We start from the raw sequence: 19297 nt of genomic DNA, 5'->3' as shown, positions 1-19297 counted from the left end.
ATGAAAGTAGTCTTGTTAAGAGATGTTCCAAAAATTGGGAAAAAGGGAGAAATTAAAAATGTTTCAGATGGATATGCAAGAAATTTTCTTATACCAAAGGGATTGGCTCTTGAAGCAACTCCAAAAGTTTTAAAAAGATTAGAAGACGAAAGAAAAAAAGCAGAAGAAGAAAAAGCAAGGAAAAAGAAAGAAAATGAAGAAATTTTAAAAAATTTACAAAAGTATTTCTATAAAATTCTGGTAAAAGCAGGAGAAAGTGGTAAGTTATTTGGCGCTTTAACTAGTTCAGATATTGCGGATGCTATTTTAAAATTTTCGGGTATAAAAATAGATAAAAAGCATATAATATTAGACAAACCTATAAAAAATGTTGGAATTTACGATATTTTAATAAAATTTCCAGAAGGGGTTTCTGGAAAAATTAAAGTTGAAGTTGTTCAGGAGGGTAAAAATTGAATATAATCGCTTATTCCAAAGCTTTATATACAACTTGGATTTATTATTCTCCTGAACGGATACTTTTTGATTCAGGAGAGTCTGTTTCTACGCTCCTAAATAATAAAATCTATGCTATAAAACACATTTTTTTGACCCATGGTCATGTGGATCATATATCCGGATTATGGTCTTTGATTAACACAAGAAATAATGCAATGGGAGATAGAGAAAAGGAATTAAATATTTATTATCCAAAGGGAAATAAAGGAATAAAAGAATATTTAGAATTTATTAAAAAGATGAACTCTGACTTAAAATTTAAATTGGGTATATTTCCTTTAGAAGAAGGTAAAAAAATAATTTTAAGGGAAAAGAGCCCTAAAAAATATATAGTACCATTTAGAGTGACACATACATATAGTGAAAAAAGTTTCGGATATCATATCTTTGAAGTAAGAAAAAAATTAAAAAGAGAATTTCAAGAATTGGAACAATCTAAATTAGCAGAACTTGCAAAAAAATATGGTGGAGATTATATTTCGGAAAATTTTGAAAAGAAAATATTAACAGTTTCTGGAGACACATATCTTCTGAAAAAAGAAGATATAAAAGATACGGAGATACTATTTCACGAATGTACTTTTCTCAAAAAAGAAGATAGAAAGTATAAAAATCATGCTGTTTTAGAAGATGTTTTAGAACTTGTGAAAGACACCAATGTAAAAAAATTAATTTTATACCACATTTCAGGAAGATACGGTAGAAGACCGGAAAAGTATTTGGAAGAGTATGTAAATAATTTAAATATGGAAATTTATCTTGTAAAACCCGAAAAAATATTTAGATTATGAAGGTGTATATATGGAAAAATATTTGTTTTTAAGTGATTTGCACGTTGGTGATGGTAAAGAAAAAGACGATTTTGAGCAAGATTATTATTTTGAAAAACTGTTAAAAGATTTTTCAGATAATTCTAACATTTCCCTTTTTATTGTAGGAGATGTTTTTGAATTTGTTGAAAGTAAATTAACTTTAGAAATAGATTTATCTAATTACGAAAAAGCTATAAAATCAATTCCAGAGAATATAATCGATGAATATGAAAAAAATCATCCTTTTGTTTTTTCTGCATTAAGAAAGATAGGAAAAAATGGAAAGATATATTATATTGTTGGTAATCATGATTACTATTTATTGAAAAACAAAAAATTATCCGAAAGATTATTGGAAAAAATTCCCAATTTATACATTAAACCTTATTATTACGATGAAAGGTTGAAACTACTTGTTATTCATGGAAATCAATTTGATCCAGTAAATAGATTTTCAGTAAATTCTAATACTGGGGAGTTGGTTCCACCGCTTGGTGAATATATTGTAAAGTACATGATGAAAAATTTTGATTCAAAAATTGATCTTCCAAAACAAATAGTAAAAGATTATGACAACGTAAGACCAACGCTTGATTTATTTGATTGGTTTAACGTTATCTCCAAAAAATACGATTTGGGAATAGATTTACTAAAATTTTGGATCGATGAATTTTTGGATATGATGAAAACATCAGAGGCAAAAAAATGGATGAAAGTAAACTATCCATTTTGGAGTAAATTTTCAAAGGTGTTTTTAAATGATTTTGGAGGAATAAAATTTGGAGAGTTTATTATCCGTATGGTGATGCATTTTAGAACTTTAAAAAAGACAGATTATTTATCTAAAAAAGCAAAAAAAATTCTAAGTGAAAAATTGGATTTAGGTAAATATATGGTGGGATATGACTTTCAAAATGATATTGGAAAGGTTGATGGAATAGTAATGGGACACATTCACAAACATAATTTCAAGGTTTTTACTGCGTCAAATTCTCCTAAATTTTACATTAATTGCGGTTCTTGGAAACCTGTTGTGGAAAAAATAAAAGGTAGAGTATTTCATAAAAAAAATGAACTATTTTACGCTGTTTTGAATGTGGGAAAAGATATTGAGATAATTACTTCCACTGTAAATATGCTAAAGAGTCGGGAAGTGATATTTTGAAAGTTGTTACACCACACAAATCACCGGATTTTGATGGATTTGCCGCAGCATATGCATTTAAAAAATTAAATCCAGATTTTAAGTTAGTTGTTAGTGGAAGATTCCAACAAAATTTGGAAGAATTTTTACGCTTATTTGACTTTGAGTATATTAATGAAAAATCAATTGACGAAGATATTGAAAAATTAGTAGTGGTAGATACAGGGACTTTAGATAGAGTTGGGAATAAAATTAAAGAAAAACTTAAATTATCCTCAAAAATAAAAGTTTATGATCACCACCCTGCAATTAAAATTCATGAGAAAAAATTGGATATTGATGTTTTCGAGATAGGTTCTATAACTACTTATTTTGTACTGCAAATTAAGGAAAAAAACATAGAAATAAATGAAAATGAAGCAACATTATTTGCCATTGCAATATATGAAGATACGGGAAATTTCTTGTACGATACCACTAAACCAGAAGACTTAGAAGCTGCAAAATTTTTACTAGAAAAAGGCGCAATGTTGGAATATATACAAGAATTTACCAATTTGGAGATTAATACAGAACAAAAAAATTTAATGCACATGTTAGGTGAAAATATTGAAATAGTTAAATTAGATAATAATGAAATAGCAATAGCCAGTGCTGAGATAGAAAAGTTCATTGGCGGTTTAAATATAATAACTACGAAACTTTGGGAATTTGAAAATTATGATACCTTAATATCCGTTGTCAGAATGGGGAAAAAAATATTCATTGTTGGTAGAACTAAAAGTGAAGAAGTAAATATAAAGAAATTAATGGAAACCTTTGGTGGTGGAGGACATTTTAAAGCTGGTTCTGCAACTTTACAAAATGTTTCTATTGATGAAGTTATTTATAAATTAAAACATGTACTTTCTCAAGCAATTGAAAGTTCCAGAAAAGCAAAAGACATAATGACTTCACCAGTAAGAACTGTACTTAGCCATGAAACTATTGGCAAGGTTAACGAATTAATGAATTTAACAGGCCATGGTGGATTTCCAATAATTGAAGGAAATAAATTAGTTGGAATAGTAACTAGGAAGGCAGTTGATAAAGCAATAAGACATGGGCTTTCAAATAGACCAGTAAAATCAATAATGAACACAAAATTGATTACTGTGTATGAAGATGAGTCCATATTAAAGGTAAAAAAGATAATGTTAGAAAATGATATTGGAAGAATTCCAGTTTTAAATAAAAATAATATTTTAGTAGGAATAATTACTAGAACAGATTTATTGAATGCAGATATAGAAAAAGCAAAAAATAAAAAAGTAAATATAGACTTTTTTGAAGATGCTAAATCCATTATGATCAAAAATATTCCAAATAAAGTTTTAAATCTCTTGAGACTTCTAGGAACATATGGAGATGATAATAAAACACCCGTGTATGTTGTTGGCGGTTTTGTAAGGGATCTATTCCTAGGAATAAAAAATTTTGATATAGATTTAGTAGTTGAAGGAAATGGTATAGAATTTGCACGTTATGCTAGTAAACAACTAGGTGTAAAGATGGTAGAACATGAAAAATTTTTGACTGCTTCGTTATTTTTTAAAGATGGGTTTAGAATAGATATTGCAACTGCACGAACAGAATATTATGATAAACCTGCAGAATTACCAAAAGTAGATGTAAGTACTATAAAGAAAGATTTATACAGAAGAGATTTCACGATAAATGCCATGGCAATAAAATTAAATTCCGGCGAGTTTGGCACATTATATGATTTTTTTGGTTCTAGAAAAGATTTAGAAAATAAAATTATCAGAGTTTTACACAAATTGAGTTTTATTGAAGATCCGACTAGGATAATAAGAGCAGTAAGATTTGAACAAAGATTTGATTTTAAAATTGAAGATGAAACATTGGAAATTTTGAAAGAGACGTTAGAAGGAAATTACTTAGAAAAAGTAACAGGCCAACGCATAAGGCAAGAACTGGAAAAAATCATTAAAGAAAAAGATCCAGTAAAAGGTATAAAAAGGCTAGCTGAATTAAAAATTTTAATGCATATTTTTCCAAAAACATATTTTACAACAACTATGGAAAAAAAATTGAAAAACATGCTTGTATCTTTTGATTTATTAAAAAATATTTACACCAAAAGAAATATTTTTTACGCATTTTTAAGAATACTACTTGAGTTTTACGATATGGAATCTTTAAAAAATGTTGAGGAAAGATATGGAATTCCAAAAAAATTCGTCGACGAGCTAAAAAAAACTGAAAGAAGGTTAATACCTGTTATTGAAATGATAAAAACAAGGATTAAATTTTCTGATATCTATAAAGTTATTGGAAAGCCAATTTTTGAAACAGCAGCACATATTATGGCTTATTTGGATGATAATAATTCAAGGGAATATTTTAAAAAATATCTTGAAAGGGTTTTTAGTACTAAACTCAACATCAAAGGAAACATTTTAAAAGACAAATTTAATATTAAATCTAGTCCAGAAATTGGTAAAATTATGAACAGTATTTTTTGTTATAAATTAGATAATCCAAATATTAATGAAATGGAGAAATTAAAGGAACTACTGGGAGGGACAATTGAATGAAAAAATTATTGTTATTAATTTTGATAATAACTACAAATCTTTTTTCCTATACAGTTGGAGTAATCACCCATTATAGCACAGAAACTTATCAAATTTTATTGGACGCAAGTAATCTTTTAAATAATTATAAAGATTACAAAGTACTTTTTTTGGATAATTATGCTTCTGCAGATTATTTTGTAAATTTATATTTAACATATGATGCAACAAATGATATTTATATAGCTACTTACGAAGACGGAAATTATAAAATAAGTAGTCGCTTCTCATTCAAAGGTTATAAAAGTTATAATACATTTTTAAAGGAAATTATCTATTATCCTTTAGAAAAAATTTCTTTTCACAAACTAAGAACAAGGGAATTTAATAATTATCTTCATTTAACATTTCATCCAGGAGTAGATGAGTATGGAGATTTTAAAGATGGAAAGTTTTTATTTATAACTGATAGGCTAGGAGGAAATAGAAATATTGCGTATATCGACATTTTAAATGAACAGATGAATATACTCCCCATTTGGGGAAGTAGCGAATACTATCCTAAGTTTTCAAATGATTTAAAACAAATAATTTTTCAAGGTTCGTTACATGGAAACTGGAATATATATATAATGCCGTTTTCTTCTAATTATTCAAAAAAAATCAAGAAAATCTCATCTGGCAAGTTGTCTTCTTATACACCTGTATGGTACGGTAATGATAAAATTATATATATTCAGGACTTAGAAAAGGGAAATTTAATGATGATATATGATTTAAAAAAAGCAAAATACAAAGAGCTAAAAACATATGGAGATATGGTTTTTACACCATTTGCAAGTGGAACAGAAATTTATTATACTTCTCTTAATGGAGCTAATTTTGGAATATATAAATATGTAAATGGAAAAAATGAAAAAGTAGAGGATACATTTTACAACGAACATGATCCAGTTATTTATAAAGAAAAGTTAATTTTTACCTCCAATCGTGATGGAACTTACAGAATTTGGATGAAAGACTTAAAAACATCTAGTATTACGTGTTTAACTAAAGATATAAATTACGACGTTTTCTATCCGACAGTCGCAGATGGATTATTGTTTTTCTCTGTATATAAAGATAATGAAGAACCCGATATATTTGTAAAAAAATTAGATTTTTAAAATATGTTTTTTTATATTCTTATCCCAATCTCTAAATTTGTCTTTTGAAATAATCTTGGCTTTTAATTTTTTTGCAAGCGTCAGAATCATTTCATCCGCTGGAGAATAAAAATACACATTTTGAAATTTTAAAATTTCATTATTTTTAAACATATATTTGGCATTTCTATCGAAGACTATGTAAAACGGAAAATAAAATTTTTTGGTTGTTGAAAGCTTATCAAAAACATCAATAATGTTATTTATATTTGCCGGAAAAGTCCAATGTGCAATGTTATTCCCGTCTAGTATTACAGAACACTCTGGTTTAACAAAAATAGCCCTTAGTAAATAAGGATGTATTTTTGAAAGTTCTTTAATTTTTTCTTTGGATATTGGATCAAGTTCACGTACTAAATCTTTTACCCAATTAACTTTTTTTAAATCAAAAAACGTTATTTCATTTATTTTAAATACTATATCTTTTAAAAAGGTTTGTTCTTTAACTGTTTCATGTGCATATAATTCTAAAAAATCTTTAAGTTTTAACTTAGATAATATTTTTCCCCTTTTTTCGATAAAATCTTTTGTGTATTCCTCATTTAACATTGGAAATGGGAACTTATAAGGATTTGCCCAAAACAGAATTTCTGCAATTTCATTACTTTTAATTCCTAATTCTTCAAAAAGTTTAATTCTCTTGAAAAGACTTCCTTTTCCATGGATAAGTTGATATGTATATTGTGAAAACAAATCAAGATCTGTATTTTTTAATTTTTTTTTAAACCTTCATTTTCAAGATTTCTAATTAGTATTTTATATTTACTTTCATTAATTTTTTCAATAGATTTTAAAATTCCAAATATTACTTTTCTCTTTCCTTTAAGTTCGATTAGTCTTGTATATATTTCTGGATCGTATATCATTTGATTACCTCCATTTTATACATATCATTTATTTTAAAAATTACAATATCTGCAAAAAAATCTTTTCTTTTACTGTTTATAAGCACACTAATTTTTTCATCTGAAATAAAAATTTTTTCTGCTTTCCCCAAAGGAACATTTTTAAAAAAGCCTATAAACCTTATTTCACTTGTCTTATAAGTTTGAATATATTTTTTTAGTATATTTAAGATCTTATCTTTTTCCACAACTTTTGATGGATAAATTGCCAATCTTAATAAGGAAGGTAAAATTTTTGAGTGTACCTTCGGAACTATTCTTTCTACTTTTTTTACTCTTGTCATGATTTTAAGTCTTTGGTTCTTAACCTTTTTGTCACCTAAATTTAAAAAAACTGGATTTTCTTTAATTTCAATTGCTTTTGGAAATAAGCTTTTAATGTTTACCTCACTAGCTTCAATAAGAATGTTTTTTACCATTGTAATCTCATTTAAATCAAAAAGTGATACAACATTTGGTGTTATATTAAATTCCTTGTTATTTATTTTTATTTTCAATGTTTCATCAAAAGTATTTGTTTGTAAACTAGATTTCTCCGATTTTACCAGCACTTTAATATTATTCTTTACTTTATAAATTTTAATAAATCCCAATTCTTGTTTTAAGGTTTCTACTATATTTTTTATGATTCGCATATGTAATTCAGCGCCTTTTCAAGTCTTGAAAAAGGTTCGGTAATATCTATTTTTTCAGAAATTTGCAATAATTTATCCTTAATTGTTTCATTAAAAGGTGTAACTTTGAAATATCTATTATTCAACTCTACATTAAAGGATGATTTTGTTTCAAGAAGCAGCACAATATTTTCCTTAAATGTAAGAGAAGGATCATTAACAAGAATAAGCTCTGGTTTGTTTTCAAGCTTCTCTACAAGATTTTTTCCAATAATTTCCACACTCAGATATTCTTCTAAGGAAGAACCATAGATAATTTTTTGTAAAGGTGTGGGGGTTATGGGCTCGGTATATTTAAATTCAACTGGTATACCTCTTTCATCAACTACAAGAATTCCCCCTAAATATTTTTCATTAATTTTTTTTACAGAAAAATATCCTATCAAATTCTCACATCCAATATATGCGAACTATTTTCCACAACGATTTGATTTTTCTTTTTATTTCCTTTTTTATTATAAAAGTTTCTTTTATTGTCACTTTTACTTTCCATTGAATCTTTAATTTGTTTTCCGGATGATTTTTCTATACTTTTTGGGGATGAACGTTCTCTCTTTATCCTCTCATTTAGTTGTTGAGCAGATATTTCAGAAGCTAAGTTAGAATAGTTTTGTAGATGACTAAATTGATTTGACTTTTCTAAGCTACTTCTTAAATAAATTGGATGAAGCTCAATAGGTTCCATTATTTATCCCCCCAACATCTTCTTTAGCTTCAAAATCGTTGAACTGAGTATCTGAGAAACTCTTGATTCAGTCAAATCAAGGACTTTCCCTATTTCTTTGAGTGAAAGTTCTTGTTCATACCTTAAGCTTAATACCAATTGTTCTTTTTCGCTCAATTTACTTATCGCCTTTATTAATTCCTCCTTTATAATCTCTTTTAATGCATTTTCTTCAGGATTGTCATCAGAAGAAATAGTTTCTTTTATTTCAATATCTTCAATCAAATAATCATCAAGCATTAAAAATTGCTTTCTTACCATTTCGTTATATGCTCTTCTCACATTTTCCAATGGGAGATTAGTAAGTTTTGAAAGTTCTTCAAAATCAATTTTACTTCCAGAATTCTCAGTTTTTGAAATTGCATTTTCGACAATTTTAACTTCATGTCTTAAATTTTTGGGCATCCAGTCAATTTTTCTAAGATAGTCGTACATAGCACCTTTTACCCTTGTTAATAAATATGATCTTAATTTTGACCCTTTTTTTGGATCAAACCTTTCCACTGCTTGAAGCAAGCCTATAAGACCTTCTTGTATTAAATCATCTACTTCAACGTTATGGGGTAAATTTTTTTTTAAATCGTAAGCTATTCTCCTTACATATGGCAGGTATTCTAAAACTATTTTATCTTTATCTATCAAATTTCTATTACCTCCACACTTTCTCCTGTTTTTACCTTTCTAATCATTAGTTTCCCAGATTCAACATCGTATTCTATACTTCTTGCCCTATTTCCACCGGTATCTTCGGAAACAATTTTAATTCCCAATTTTCTTAACATACTTTTTACCGCTTCAACATTTCTTTGACCAACATTCATTGCTGAATTGTTAAACATTGCAGCTCCACCTGCAATTTTAGCTTCAAAATTTCTTCCACCAATTTTTTTAAGTTCTTCAACTACAATCTTTATACCTGTGTCAGCATATTTTCCGGGTTTTGCAACTTCTTTTCCTCCACTATCAGGTAACATTACATGCACCATACCACCTACTAGTTTTGACTTGTCTCTTATACAAACTCCAACACATGAACCTAAGCCCAGAGTAACAAGTATTGTATTTTTATCTCCTACTGCATATTCACCAATACCAATTATTTTTTTGGACTTTTGTGACATTAATTCCACATCCCCAATTTTTCAAGTATCTTTTTTAACGATTCTTCATTAGGTAATAATAATAAATAACCTGTTAGTTTTTTATCTATCCCTTCTATTTCAATAGTAGTTTCTATCAATAGTATATAATCTTCTGTTTGTGTAACAGAAATGGATACTTCTGATAGTATAGCACTAATCATATCCACCGCTATTTCAGGTGGTTCAGGATTGATGAAAAAATTAGTAAAACCAGACAATGCGGTTACATAGGAACCGCACATTATATTTCCTATTTCTTTTAACATGGATATTGAAAATTCATTTAATGTTGTAATGTCCTCTATTTCCATGCCTGTTAAAAGTCTTGCGATTTCTTTTACAGTTGTAGAATTAAGAATTAATAAAATCTCACCTTCAACATCTTCTTTCATTCTCATTTTCACAGCACAAACAATTTCCTCAGGCTTTTCAAAAATAAATGGAATATTGGAAATAGGTAATACTCTTGTAGCAGGTACAGAAATTTCAACCTTTCTTCCAACCATCATAGAAAGTGCAGTAGCTGCATTACCTGTGCCAATATTACCTATTTCGTTTAAAAGATCCAATTGTTTTTCACTTAATTTTTCAAGCATTTTTCTTCCCTCCTATTTCTTCGTTTTTAATTCTCTTTGAAAAACAAACCTTACAAGTTTGTTTTCAAGGTTAACAGGCACATCTATAAATTCTGCACCATACTGAAATCCATCTTCTGTTTTTTTATCTATTCTCACTACTTTAGATTTTTGGTTTTCAAGTTTAAGATTTTCATCTAATTTTAAGTTTATATATATTATATCACTTAATTTTAAAATTACATTTGTTATTAATTTTATTCCTCCGGCGCTAAAGTCTTTTGTCATAAATTGAATAGATTCTGTATCTTGCTCAGGCGACATTTTAAATGTTCCATACAAAAATAACGGAATTCTCTTGAATCTTCTTCTTTCAGTTTTGTTTACATATTCTGGAATTGGTGCAGGAATAAAATACAAATTATCTTTTTTCAGAACACCTAATGATACAGTAGAAAAAGAATACATAGAACTTCTATCAAATACTTTTACATTCATTCTTGTTCCTTTAGGAACCGGTATAAAACGTCCCTTGTAAGTAGGAATAGAAAAAAAAATTAAATTTTTACTAAAATCAATATCAGAAATTGAAGTTTTATATGTTCCTTCCAATTCTTTAACCATTGTAATTTCTATTATACCAGGTAGCCCTATTCTTAAAGCCTTAATAGAAGGAGTCTTTGTTACGTATGACATATCTACACCCTTTCATTATTTTTGATTATTGTTTGCCAGTTATTAATAGATTCTTTTGAGACCTTCCCTCCTATTCTGTATATTTCTTCTTCGAAAATTTTCCATATGGGAGTAATTTTAATTTTATATTCATCAATTAGTATTTCAACTTCTTTCTCCAATTCCAAATCATTTTCTGAAAAAAATTGAAGTCCAGATTTTGAGACATCTACAATCACAAGTTTTTCATTATTACACTTCCCACGTTTGAAAAAGGGAAATCTTTTTTCTTTTCTTCTTTGAATCACACCTATTTTTTCATCTGTTTTTAAAAAATATCTTTTTTCTTCATTATCTATTATTTCACCTACTAGTGCTAATAGCGCTTCCTTAACTGGAATATTTAACAACAATCTCTTACCTATAGTAAACAATTCAATACTTTCTATTTCTATTATTCCATTCTTTTTGATAGCTATCAATCTTACTTGATATTCTCGTTTTTCACTATCTTTAACAATCAAATATATACCACTTAAATTTTTATTTATATATTCTATTATTGTCAACTTTGTTTCACTCCCTTAAAGAATGATAATAATTTTTCTAATATTGTTTCTTTTTGAGGGATTTCTTTTTTTGTCAATATCGAAGCAATTCTGTATAAAGCAAAGGTGGGTTGTATTTTGGGACTATCTATTACAAATGGTTTTCTATCGTATACACTTTTTTCCACAGTTGGATGTTTCTTTATTAGTGTTAATGAACCTATTTTTTCCCCTGTAAACTTCTCAAGTACTGCAGAAAATCTATTCAGATTTTGAAGTGAATCTCTGTATTGTTCAATAAGATTTCCCACAAGATGTATGTTGTTTGATGAAACACCTTTGTGAATTAATATTTTTACAAACGTATACGAATTAACCAATGATGTTGGTTGAGTTGTTGTAATAACTAACGTACTATTTGCACAATTAAAAAATGGAGCAAAATTGTCGTTATAACCTGGTGGTAGATCAATTAAAATAAAATCATAATTCTGCGCAATTTGAGCAAAATTTATATAAAATTCTTTTACATTATTTTCGTTAAATAAGAAGATAGTTTCAAGGTCATTTCCAACATTTACAAGATCAACACCATACTCTGTTGGATAAATTACATCTTTTTTTTCGCATTTTTTCATTATAAGGTCACTTAATGAAAATTTTGGATGAACATTTAGTAAAACATCTGAATTTGTAAATCCTACATCTAAGTCAAAAATTAATACTTTAAATCCCAAAGTTTTAAGTATAATAGACAAATTAACAGTTATTAGTGTTTTACCTACTCCGCCCTTTCCACTACCAACAAGGATAACATTTCCAAGATTTAACAGATTTCTAGCTTGATTTAACATATTTTAGCACCTCTCTAGACAATAAAATGGAGAGTTCTTTGTTACTTGCTTCGATTATGTCATCTGGTACACGTTGTCCATTTGTAATATAAATTATAGGTTTGTTTATAAAATGACTTGTGTTTAGAAAATGTCCTAAAGAAGACGTCTCATCCATCTTTGTTAATATTATATGAGTTGGTGAAATTTCGGAAAATTTTTTAGCTATAAGTTCAAGATCACTACTTCTATATTGCATCCCCACAACTAAAAATTTATAATCTGGTGATATGATCTCAGACATAGCTTTTATTTCATTCATTTGCAATTCGTTTTTTTGACTTCTTCCCGCAGTATCTATAAAGACGACATCAAAATCGGACATTGCTTCAAGTTCTATTCTTGCCTCTTTAGGTGTGTATGCAACTCTCATAGGTATGTCCATTAAAGTAGCATAAGTTTTAAGCTGTTCTGTGGCGGCAATTCTATAAGTATCTAACGTGAGAATTCCTACCTTTTTGTTTTCATTTATAGACATTTTTGCCGCAAGTTTTGCAAGTGTTGTTGTTTTCCCAACACCAGTTGGTCCTACAAACATAACTTTGCCAAGTATATCTGGAGTTTCCGTTTTTATAAAAGGAAGAAATATTTCCGATAATACAAATCTTGTATTTTCATCGTTGAAATCTATATTTCCATATTTTATCCTAATATATTCTATTACCTTTTCAATGATTTCCTGGTTAACATCATGAAAATTCAACGCTTTTCTCAAGTTTATAATCCATTCAGGTTCATTATCGGATCTTTGCCTTGAGACCATAGATTTTAATTCATACATCATTTTCTTTATTTCATCTAAATCATCGGAATCTTTTTTTGGGGAATTTTTAGAGAGGATTTCTTGAAGTTGATAAATTTGTTGGTTTTTACTTTCTTGATTTTGCTTCAGTTCATTTTCTTCAACGGCAGCTGTAACTTCAAGATAAGTTTTTGCTCCAATACCCAAAAATCCCCCTTTTTTTATTTTCCTTGTTCCAAGGATTACAGCATCTTTTCCCAATTCTATTTTGATTTTTTCTAAAGCTTCTTTGATATCTTTAACTAAATATTTTTTTACAATCATAGTTTTATCACTCCTTCAATTTGCATAGTTACATTTTCTGGTATTTCTTCATACGAGATCACAAATATCCCTGGAATGAACTTAATAATTAAATCAGCAATTAAAGGTCTTAACGATGAAGATGTTATGAGAATAGGGTTATAACCTTTTTTCATAAGAGTTTCTAGATTTCTCGAAATGCTTTCAATTAGTTCTCTCATAATTTCTGGATTTAGATCAAGATATCTTTCACCGTCTATTTCTTTTACCAAGTTTATTAGATTCTTCTCCAAGTTATTATCAAGTGCAACAGCATGTAATATGTTATCTTGTGCAATTAAAGGTGTAATTATCTGTCTTCTTAACGATTTCCGTACTTTTTCCGTTAGATATACTATATCTTTGGTGTATTCTCCATACTCAAGTAATGTCTCGAAAATTAACGGCAAATTCCTTATTGATATTCCTTCTTTTAATAATCTCTGCAATATTTTCTTTATCTCAGCAGGTTTTAGCAAATTGAACAGATCATCAACTAATTTGTCAAACTTGTTTCTCAAACCTTCAATTAATAAATCAAACTCTTTGCTTCCCAACAGTTCATGAGCATGCCGCTTTAAAACTTCTGTTAAATGAGTTGCAAAAACCGTCGGTGGATCAACAACGGTATATCCCAATCTACTTGCTTCTTCTTTTTTACTCTCATCAATCCAAAATGCTTGTAATCCAAAAGCAGGTTCTTTGGTTTCAATTCCAGGTATTTTTTCTATCACAGTACCCGGATTAATTGCAAGTAATCTATTGGGTAATAGCTCATACTTTGCCACTTCCGCTCCTCTAATAAATATGGCGTATTCATTTGAATTTAATAAAACACTATCACGTACCCGTATTGGCGAAACAACAAGCCCTAATTCATATGCCAGCTGTTTTCTTACCATCGTAACCCTTTCAAGTAAATCTCCACCTTGAGAAGTATCTGCAAGCGGAATTAACCCATATCCTATTTCTATTTCTACTGTATCAGTTTGAAGTATTTCCGAAACTTCTTGCGGAGTAGAAAGTACAGGCCCTAAACTTTTTTCCGTGTACATTTCACCACTATACTCTGTAGTTTGAAGTTCTGGTTCTTGATTACCTTTAATTAATATTCCAGTAATTAAAAATAGTAAACCAATAAGCACAGCAGTAAGTGGTATAGGAGTAAATATTCCCAAAAACATTAATATTGTTCCTGTTAAAATTATTACTTTCTTTTCACTTCCAAGTTCCTTAATAAGTTCATTTCCTAAGTTATCTTCAGAAGCAGCCCGAGAAACTAAAATACCAGTTGCAGTTGAAACCATTAATGCTGGGATTTGTGTTACAAGTCCATCACCAACTGTAAAAAGTGTAAATGTTTGTGCAGCTTCATTAATTGTCATTTTATGAGTAAGAATACCTATAATTAATCCACCAATTATGTTTACAAGAACAATAATAATACTTGCAATTGCATCCCCTCTAACAAATTTAGAGGCTCCATCCATAGCACCATAAAAATCTGCTTCTCTCCTTATCTCTTCTCTCCTCTTTCTTGCTTCTTCTTCTGTTATCAATCCTGCGTTTAAGTCAGCATCAACACTCATTTGTTTACCAGGCATTGCATCTAAAGTAAACCTTGCTGCTACTTCTGCAATTCTTTCCGAACCTCTTGTAATGACAATAAATTGGATGATAACTAAAATTAGAAATACTACAAGTCCTACAACGTAATTTCCACCTACAACAAAATCTCCAAATGCCCGAATAACTTTACCTGAAAATTTTGGACCTTGCAGTAGTATAAGCCTTGTTGACGCAACATTGAGTCCGAGCCTAAATAATGTGACAACCAAAAGAATTGTAGGAAAAGATGAAAGTTCTAGAGCTTTTCTTATATACATTGTAGAAAATAAAATAACTAATGAAAGGGAAATATTCAAAAGTTGGAAAAAATCCAGTAAAAAACCAGGTATCGGTAAAACCATCAATAAAACAATAGCCGCAACCATTATTGCAACAATTACATCAGCACCTTTATTCATTAAATCACCTCTAAAAAGCTTTCTTTATATATTTTACCATATTTTTAATATATATAACACACGAATTTTAGTTAACACCATATTTTTTCACCTGTCAGATAAAAGTTACAAAAATGACAGTTGACAAAGAAAATAATTTTTGATATCATTAATTACGGTCGATTTTGAAAAACAAATAAGGAATGCCCCCATCGTCTAGCGGTCTAGGACACTGGCCTTTCAAGCCAGAGGCACGGGTTCGAATCCCGTTGGGGGCGCCAGGAAATGGGTGCGTAGCTCAGTGGGAGAGCGCCTGCCTTACAAGCAGGAGGTCGTAGGTTCAAGTCCTGCCGCACCCACCATATTAGTTATAATGGTGGCGAGGTAGCTCAGTTGGTAGAGCAGTGGACTGAAAATCCACGTGTCGACGGTTCGATTCCGTCCCTCGCCACCAGTTGTTTATTTACTCAAAGTTACGTATTTGCTTCGATCCAAAAATCCTAAAATCAACGTATGCTTATTTCTATTCATATATTTGAAGTTGAAATAAAGTATTGCAAAATCTTAAATTTATGGTAGAATCTTAATTGGTTGTTTTGGAGAGGTGGCCGAGGGGTCGAAGGCGCACGCCTGGAGAGCGTGTGACGCCCATAAGGCGTCCGTGGGTTCAAATCCCACCCTCTCCGCCAGAAAAACCGGGACATAACAAGTCCCGGTTTAATATTTGTATAGGTGAGGTGGTGAAAAAATGAGAGATATAGTCTCTCAAGTAAAAAAGATATCTGAAAAAATTTGCAAAGAATTACAATTAGAATTGTTCGATGTAAAATACTACAATAAATCTGGTAGATGGTTTTTAGAAGTGATAATTGATAATCCGTATGATTATGTAAGTACTAAAGATTGTGAAAAAGTTTCAAGGGCTCTTGAATATGAATTAGACAAAATAGACATAATTCCAAGTAAATATTATTTAACTGTTTCATCCCCAGGACTAGACAGACCACTTAGAAATATTAATGATTTTGAAAGATTTATAAATCACAAAGTCAAAATAAAAACTCAAACAAATTCATATATTGGCTACATAAAAAACATTAAAAACAATATTATAACAATAGATGTAAACGGAAAAAAAATTGAAATAAAATTTGAAGAAATTAAAAATGCAAATTTAGAAATAGATTTTTAGGAGGTGAAAGATATGAATTTGGATTTTTTACAAGCTCTAGAACAACTTGAGGAAGAAAAAGGAATAAAAGTTGACGAAATCATCCCAATAATTGAAAAAGCTTTGGTAAGTGCATACAAAAAAAACTTTGGTGGCGAAAAAAACGTTGAAATAATCATCAACAGACAAACTGGCGAAATTGAAGCTTCTCAACTCTTAGAAGTAGTAGACAATGTAGAAAAAGAAACAACCCAAATTTCTCTAGAAGAAGCATTAAAGATTAAATCAAACGCACAAATTGGTGATATCATAAAAAAAAGAATTAATGTAAAGAAATTTGGAAGAATTGCCGCACAAACGGCCAAACAGGTGTTAATTCAAAAAATAAGAGAAATCGAAAAAGAAAAGCAATTTGAAAAGTATTCAGAACTTGCAAGCAAAATTACAACCGCAGAAGTAATTAGAGTAACCAAAGATTGGGCAGACATTAGAATAGGAAAACTGGAAACAAGGCTTCCAAAAAAGGAATGGATTCCAGGTGAAAACATTGAACCTTCATCACTCATTAAAGTATACGTTAAAGATGTAAAAAAAGACAAAAAAGGACCTAAAATACTTGTCACAAGAACAAATGAAGAATTTGTCAAAGGTTTACTTGAACTTGAAGTACCCGAAATTGAATCAAAAGTTGTTGAAATTGTAAAATTGGTCAGAGAACCTGGAATAAGAACTAAAGTTGCAGTAAAATCAAATAATCCGAAAGTTGACCCTGTAGGTGCATGTATTGGTGAAGAAGGAATCAGAATAGCTGCTATTCTCAAAGAATTAAAAGGTGAGAAGTTGGATATAATAAAATGGGCAGAAGATCCAAAAGAATTAATTGCAAGTGCTTTACAACCGGCAAATGTTGTTGAAGTCGAAATACTTGATCTTGAAAATAAAGCTTCAAGAGTTATAGTACCACCAAATCAACTTTCACTTGCAATAGGAAAAGGTGGCCAAAACGCTAGACTTGCAGCTAAATTAACAGGTTGGAAAATAGACATCAAACCACTTATGAATGTATAAAAGGAGGCTAACCATGTATATAGAAACACTAAAAAAAGAACTAAAAAACAAAAAATACAGAATGACACCACAAAGAGAATTGGTTTTAAAAGTCTTTATAGATAATGAATCAAAACACCTTGGTGCAGAAGATGTGTATAGAATTTTATTTTCCAACAAACACACAGTAAGTAAAGCCACAGTTTATAGAACCATTGAACTTTTAGTGAACTTTGGACTTTTGAGAAAAATCGATTTTGGTGATGGTATCTATCGATATGAACTTGCAAAAAAAGAAAAAATGCATCATCATTTTATTTGTAATGTCTGTGGTAAAATATACGAGATCGAAGAAAAACACCTTAATATAATAAAAAAAGAACTTCTTGAACAAGGATTTCAATTTGAAGATTTCGATTTCAAAATATATGGGATATGCCCAAAATGTAGTAAAAAAACAAAGAAAAAAAGTTCAAATAATAAATAAGTATAGATACCACCGGGTACTTTAGGAAGGGTTGCAAAAATCTTTAATGTTGATTCAATAATATTTGTAAGAGAAAGAAATAATTTTAAAAGAAACTCTGATATTATGCTTAAAGAAAATAATTCAAAAACAAAAGCAATTAATAAAACAAAAAGCAATATCTGAAATGGAATCACTAAAATGAAAGTCCCTATAATTGAAAAAAGATTAATATTTGTAAACAGCGCCAAAAATGGTGCACTACCTAAGAAAGCAGACACCATTTTTAAATATTTGTTCTCAACAAATAATATTCCAAATGTACTAAAAAAACTCATATAAAAAGAAAGAGAAAATGCCAAAGCAGGCTCAATAAACAAAAACAATAATCCAATAACACAAAGTATATCAATTTTATTAAACATTTTTCCTTCAAAAATGGTAGAAAAGAATATAAGTAAAAATGCCCTTAGCGCTGGTAAATTAATACCTGTTGCAATAAGAAACAGAAAACTAAAAGCCAAAGAAAGGTATTCTTTCAACTCAAACTTTGAAAAAAGGAAAAGAAAAAATGCATAAATTATCGATATATGCATACCAGATATGCTAAAAAAATGATACATACCACTGTTTTTTATATAATCTCTTTTTACCTTTCCACCAAACAATCCATAATAGATCTCGCTAAACTTTAGAAGTTTTTTTCTAAAATTCTCTGAAATCATGTAAATATTCCTAAAAATCGAAAAATAGGGTGATGAAATCACCCTATTTTTATCTAATTTTACTTTGGGATATGAAAAATTATCCGCCTCCATATCTCCATAATAATAAACAATATCCCCCAGTGGTAATTCTTCGTTAATCCCTACTAACATTCTTAAACTTATCCATTTATTTTCAAAAAAAATTTTTCCAAAAACAAGAGAATAATTATCATTAGTCTGAATAACCCGTCCAACATATTCAAACGTTCCAAAAACTTTTAATCCGCCATAAAAATTAATTATTAAAAACACAAAGAGTATAAAAAATATTTTTTTATTTTTCCAAAACAAAAATGGAATAAATAAAAAAAGTTTTGGCACAGAAAAAATAGGGGCAAGTAATGCCCCTATTAATCCTACAAAAAATAAAATTAAAAACATC

22 protein-coding genes and 4 tRNA genes are annotated in these 19297 nt (G+C 29.1%); 12 read left to right on the top strand and 14 right to left on the bottom strand.

Going from position 1 to position 19297, the window contains the following annotated elements; translation table 11 throughout:
• From rplI to Y592_RS07855, 5 genes are read left to right on the top strand one after another with little or no spacing between them, the layout of a single operon-like run.
• Positions 1 to 456 (top strand): 50S ribosomal protein L9, encoded by a 456-nt coding sequence (gene rplI, locus Y592_RS07875; protein ID WP_075666433.1) that lies wholly within the window; start codon positions 1 to 3, stop codon positions 454 to 456.
• Entirely contained in the window at positions 453 to 1289 is an 837-nt protein-coding gene (locus Y592_RS07870) for an MBL fold metallo-hydrolase (protein WP_075666432.1), read from the top strand. Before rplI ends, Y592_RS07870 begins: the two co-directional genes overlap by 4 nt.
• Before the next feature lie 10 nt (positions 1290 to 1299).
• Complete coding sequence (locus Y592_RS07865) at positions 1300 to 2475, top strand: metallophosphoesterase (RefSeq protein ID WP_077287974.1); 1176 nt, start codon at positions 1300 to 1302, stop codon at positions 2473 to 2475.
• On the top strand, positions 2472 to 5054 hold the full coding sequence (locus Y592_RS07860) for a CBS domain-containing protein (protein ID WP_075666431.1): 2583 nt from the start codon (positions 2472 to 2474) through the stop codon (positions 5052 to 5054). Before Y592_RS07865 ends, Y592_RS07860 begins: the two co-directional genes overlap by 4 nt.
• The gene (locus Y592_RS07855) at positions 5051 to 6199 is read left to right on the top strand and encodes a hypothetical protein (protein WP_075666430.1); all 1149 of its coding nucleotides are present in this window, start codon (positions 5051 to 5053) and stop codon (positions 6197 to 6199) included. Before Y592_RS07860 ends, Y592_RS07855 begins: the two co-directional genes overlap by 4 nt.
• On the opposite strand, the gene Y592_RS07850 is transcribed toward Y592_RS07855, so the two are convergent.
• Genes Y592_RS07850 through flhA form a run of 13 tightly spaced genes read right to left on the bottom strand, consistent with a single transcriptional unit; the run spans position 6188 to position 15485 of the window.
• The gene (locus tag Y592_RS07850) at positions 6188 to 6931 is read right to left on the bottom strand and encodes a hypothetical protein (RefSeq protein ID WP_232218182.1); all 744 of its coding nucleotides are present in this window, start codon (positions 6929 to 6931) and stop codon (positions 6188 to 6190) included. The two genes, Y592_RS07855 and Y592_RS07850, sit on opposite strands and share 12 nt — an antisense overlap.
• Positions 6932 to 6948: 17 nt before the next feature.
• Positions 6949 to 7104, bottom strand: coding sequence for a hypothetical protein (locus Y592_RS09250; protein WP_232218181.1), 156 nt, complete (start codon positions 7102 to 7104; stop codon positions 6949 to 6951).
• The gene (locus Y592_RS07845; RefSeq protein WP_075666429.1) at positions 7101 to 7778 is read right to left on the bottom strand and encodes a hypothetical protein; all 678 of its coding nucleotides are present in this window, start codon (positions 7776 to 7778) and stop codon (positions 7101 to 7103) included. The genes Y592_RS09250 and Y592_RS07845 overlap by 4 nt, the downstream gene beginning before the upstream one ends.
• On the bottom strand, positions 7766 to 8203 hold the full coding sequence (locus Y592_RS07840; protein ID WP_075666428.1) for a hypothetical protein: 438 nt from the start codon (positions 8201 to 8203) through the stop codon (positions 7766 to 7768). Before Y592_RS07840 ends, Y592_RS07845 begins: the two co-directional genes overlap by 13 nt.
• Positions 8200 to 8502, bottom strand: coding sequence for a hypothetical protein (locus tag Y592_RS07835; RefSeq protein WP_075666427.1), 303 nt, complete (start codon positions 8500 to 8502; stop codon positions 8200 to 8202). The genes Y592_RS07840 and Y592_RS07835 overlap by 4 nt, the downstream gene beginning before the upstream one ends.
• 3 nt (positions 8503 to 8505) lie before the next feature.
• A complete protein-coding gene (locus Y592_RS07830; RefSeq protein ID WP_075666426.1) occupies positions 8506 to 9183 on the bottom strand; it encodes a sigma-70 family RNA polymerase sigma factor in 678 nt (225 codons plus the stop codon).
• Positions 9180 to 9662, bottom strand: a complete 483-nt coding sequence (cheD, locus tag Y592_RS07825; protein ID WP_075666425.1) for a chemoreceptor glutamine deamidase/glutamate methylesterase CheD — start codon at positions 9660 to 9662, stop codon at positions 9180 to 9182. Before cheD ends, Y592_RS07830 begins: the two co-directional genes overlap by 4 nt.
• On the bottom strand, positions 9662 to 10279 hold the full coding sequence (gene cheC, locus Y592_RS07820; RefSeq protein WP_075666424.1) for a CheY-P phosphatase CheC: 618 nt from the start codon (positions 10277 to 10279) through the stop codon (positions 9662 to 9664). Before cheC ends, cheD begins: the two co-directional genes overlap by 1 nt.
• A 12-nt stretch (positions 10280 to 10291) precedes the next feature.
• Entirely contained in the window at positions 10292 to 10954 is a 663-nt protein-coding gene (locus tag Y592_RS07815; RefSeq protein WP_075666423.1) for a flagellar brake protein, read from the bottom strand.
• Between the two features lie 2 nt (positions 10955 to 10956).
• Positions 10957 to 11502: a PilZ domain-containing protein gene (locus Y592_RS07810; protein ID WP_075666422.1), complete on the bottom strand. Its 546-nt coding sequence runs from the start codon at positions 11500 to 11502 to the stop codon at positions 10957 to 10959.
• Positions 11499 to 12335, bottom strand: coding sequence for a P-loop NTPase (locus Y592_RS07805; protein WP_075666421.1), 837 nt, complete (start codon positions 12333 to 12335; stop codon positions 11499 to 11501). The genes Y592_RS07810 and Y592_RS07805 overlap by 4 nt, the downstream gene beginning before the upstream one ends.
• Positions 12319 to 13440: a flagellar biosynthesis protein FlhF gene (flhF, locus tag Y592_RS07800; RefSeq protein WP_075666420.1), complete on the bottom strand. Its 1122-nt coding sequence runs from the start codon at positions 13438 to 13440 to the stop codon at positions 12319 to 12321. The genes Y592_RS07805 and flhF overlap by 17 nt, the downstream gene beginning before the upstream one ends.
• On the bottom strand, positions 13437 to 15485 hold the full coding sequence (flhA, locus tag Y592_RS07795) for a flagellar biosynthesis protein FlhA (protein WP_077198631.1): 2049 nt from the start codon (positions 15483 to 15485) through the stop codon (positions 13437 to 13439). The genes flhF and flhA overlap by 4 nt, the downstream gene beginning before the upstream one ends.
• A 184-nt stretch (positions 15486 to 15669) precedes the next feature.
• Here flhA and Y592_RS07790 point away from each other — a divergent pair.
• The 7 genes from Y592_RS07790 (at position 15670) to Y592_RS07760 (ending at position 18169) form a co-directional block, all read left to right on the top strand.
• Positions 15670 to 15745, top strand: a tRNA-Glu gene (locus tag Y592_RS07790).
• A 6-nt stretch (positions 15746 to 15751) separates the two neighbouring features.
• A tRNA-Val gene (locus Y592_RS07785) sits at positions 15752 to 15826 on the top strand.
• A gap of 16 nt (positions 15827 to 15842) precedes the next feature.
• Positions 15843 to 15918: transfer RNA gene (locus Y592_RS07780), tRNA-Phe, on the top strand.
• Between the two features lie 144 nt (positions 15919 to 16062).
• A tRNA-Ser gene (locus Y592_RS07775) sits at positions 16063 to 16153 on the top strand.
• 59 nt (positions 16154 to 16212) lie between these two features.
• Complete coding sequence (rimP, locus tag Y592_RS07770) at positions 16213 to 16656, top strand: ribosome maturation factor RimP (protein ID WP_075666418.1); 444 nt, start codon at positions 16213 to 16215, stop codon at positions 16654 to 16656.
• Positions 16657 to 16668: 12 nt separating this feature from the next.
• The gene (gene nusA, locus Y592_RS07765) at positions 16669 to 17703 is read left to right on the top strand and encodes a transcription termination factor NusA (RefSeq protein ID WP_075666417.1); all 1035 of its coding nucleotides are present in this window, start codon (positions 16669 to 16671) and stop codon (positions 17701 to 17703) included.
• 13 nt (positions 17704 to 17716) lie between these two features.
• The gene (locus Y592_RS07760; RefSeq protein WP_075666416.1) at positions 17717 to 18169 is read left to right on the top strand and encodes a Fur family transcriptional regulator; all 453 of its coding nucleotides are present in this window, start codon (positions 17717 to 17719) and stop codon (positions 18167 to 18169) included.
• Here the strand turns inward: Y592_RS07760 and Y592_RS07755 are convergent.
• Entirely contained in the window at positions 18082 to 19296 is a 1215-nt protein-coding gene (locus tag Y592_RS07755; protein WP_075666415.1) for a ComEC/Rec2 family competence protein, read from the bottom strand. The two genes, Y592_RS07760 and Y592_RS07755, sit on opposite strands and share 88 nt — an antisense overlap.
• Position 19297 lies beyond the last annotated feature (1 nt).

Origin of the sequence: Thermosipho sp. 1070 (assembly GCF_001682135.1) — a bacterium.
In the GTDB taxonomy this organism is placed as follows: domain Bacteria; phylum Thermotogota; class Thermotogae; order Thermotogales; family Fervidobacteriaceae; genus Thermosipho; species Thermosipho affectus.
The sequence above is the reverse complement of the archived record's forward strand: the minus strand, read 5'-3'. Positions and strand labels throughout refer to the sequence as shown.

Coding starts and splice junctions, on each gene's coding strand:
- rplI (WP_075666433.1), top strand. CDS start 1: ATGAAAGTAGTCTTGTTAAGAGATGTTCCAAAAATTGGGAAAAAGGGA.
- Y592_RS07865 (WP_077287974.1), top strand. CDS start 1,300: ATGGAAAAATATTTGTTTTTAAGTGATTTGCACGTTGGTGATGGTAAA.
- Y592_RS07855 (WP_075666430.1), top strand. CDS start 5,051: ATGAAAAAATTATTGTTATTAATTTTGATAATAACTACAAATCTTTTT.
- Y592_RS09250 (WP_232218181.1), bottom strand. CDS start 7,104: ATGATATACGATCCAGAAATATATACAAGACTAATCGAACTTAAAGGA.
- Y592_RS07845 (WP_075666429.1), bottom strand. CDS start 7,778: ATGCGAATCATAAAAAATATAGTAGAAACCTTAAAACAAGAATTGGGA.
- Y592_RS07835 (WP_075666427.1), bottom strand. CDS start 8,502: ATGGAACCTATTGAGCTTCATCCAATTTATTTAAGAAGTAGCTTAGAA.
- cheD (WP_075666425.1), bottom strand. CDS start 9,662: ATGTCACAAAAGTCCAAAAAAATAATTGGTATTGGTGAATATGCAGTA.
- cheC (WP_075666424.1), bottom strand. CDS start 10,279: ATGCTTGAAAAATTAAGTGAAAAACAATTGGATCTTTTAAACGAAATA.
- Y592_RS07815 (WP_075666423.1), bottom strand. CDS start 10,954: ATGTCATACGTAACAAAGACTCCTTCTATTAAGGCTTTAAGAATAGGG.
- Y592_RS07805 (WP_075666421.1), bottom strand. CDS start 12,335: ATGTTAAATCAAGCTAGAAATCTGTTAAATCTTGGAAATGTTATCCTT.
- flhF (WP_075666420.1), bottom strand. CDS start 13,440: ATGATTGTAAAAAAATATTTAGTTAAAGATATCAAAGAAGCTTTAGAA.
- flhA (WP_077198631.1), bottom strand. CDS start 15,485: ATGAATAAAGGTGCTGATGTAATTGTTGCAATAATGGTTGCGGCTATT.
- rimP (WP_075666418.1), top strand. CDS start 16,213: ATGAGAGATATAGTCTCTCAAGTAAAAAAGATATCTGAAAAAATTTGC.
- nusA (WP_075666417.1), top strand. CDS start 16,669: ATGAATTTGGATTTTTTACAAGCTCTAGAACAACTTGAGGAAGAAAAA.
- Y592_RS07760 (WP_075666416.1), top strand. CDS start 17,717: ATGTATATAGAAACACTAAAAAAAGAACTAAAAAACAAAAAATACAGA.
- Y592_RS07755 (WP_075666415.1), bottom strand. CDS start 19,296: ATGTTTTTAATTTTATTTTTTGTAGGATTAATAGGGGCATTACTTGCC.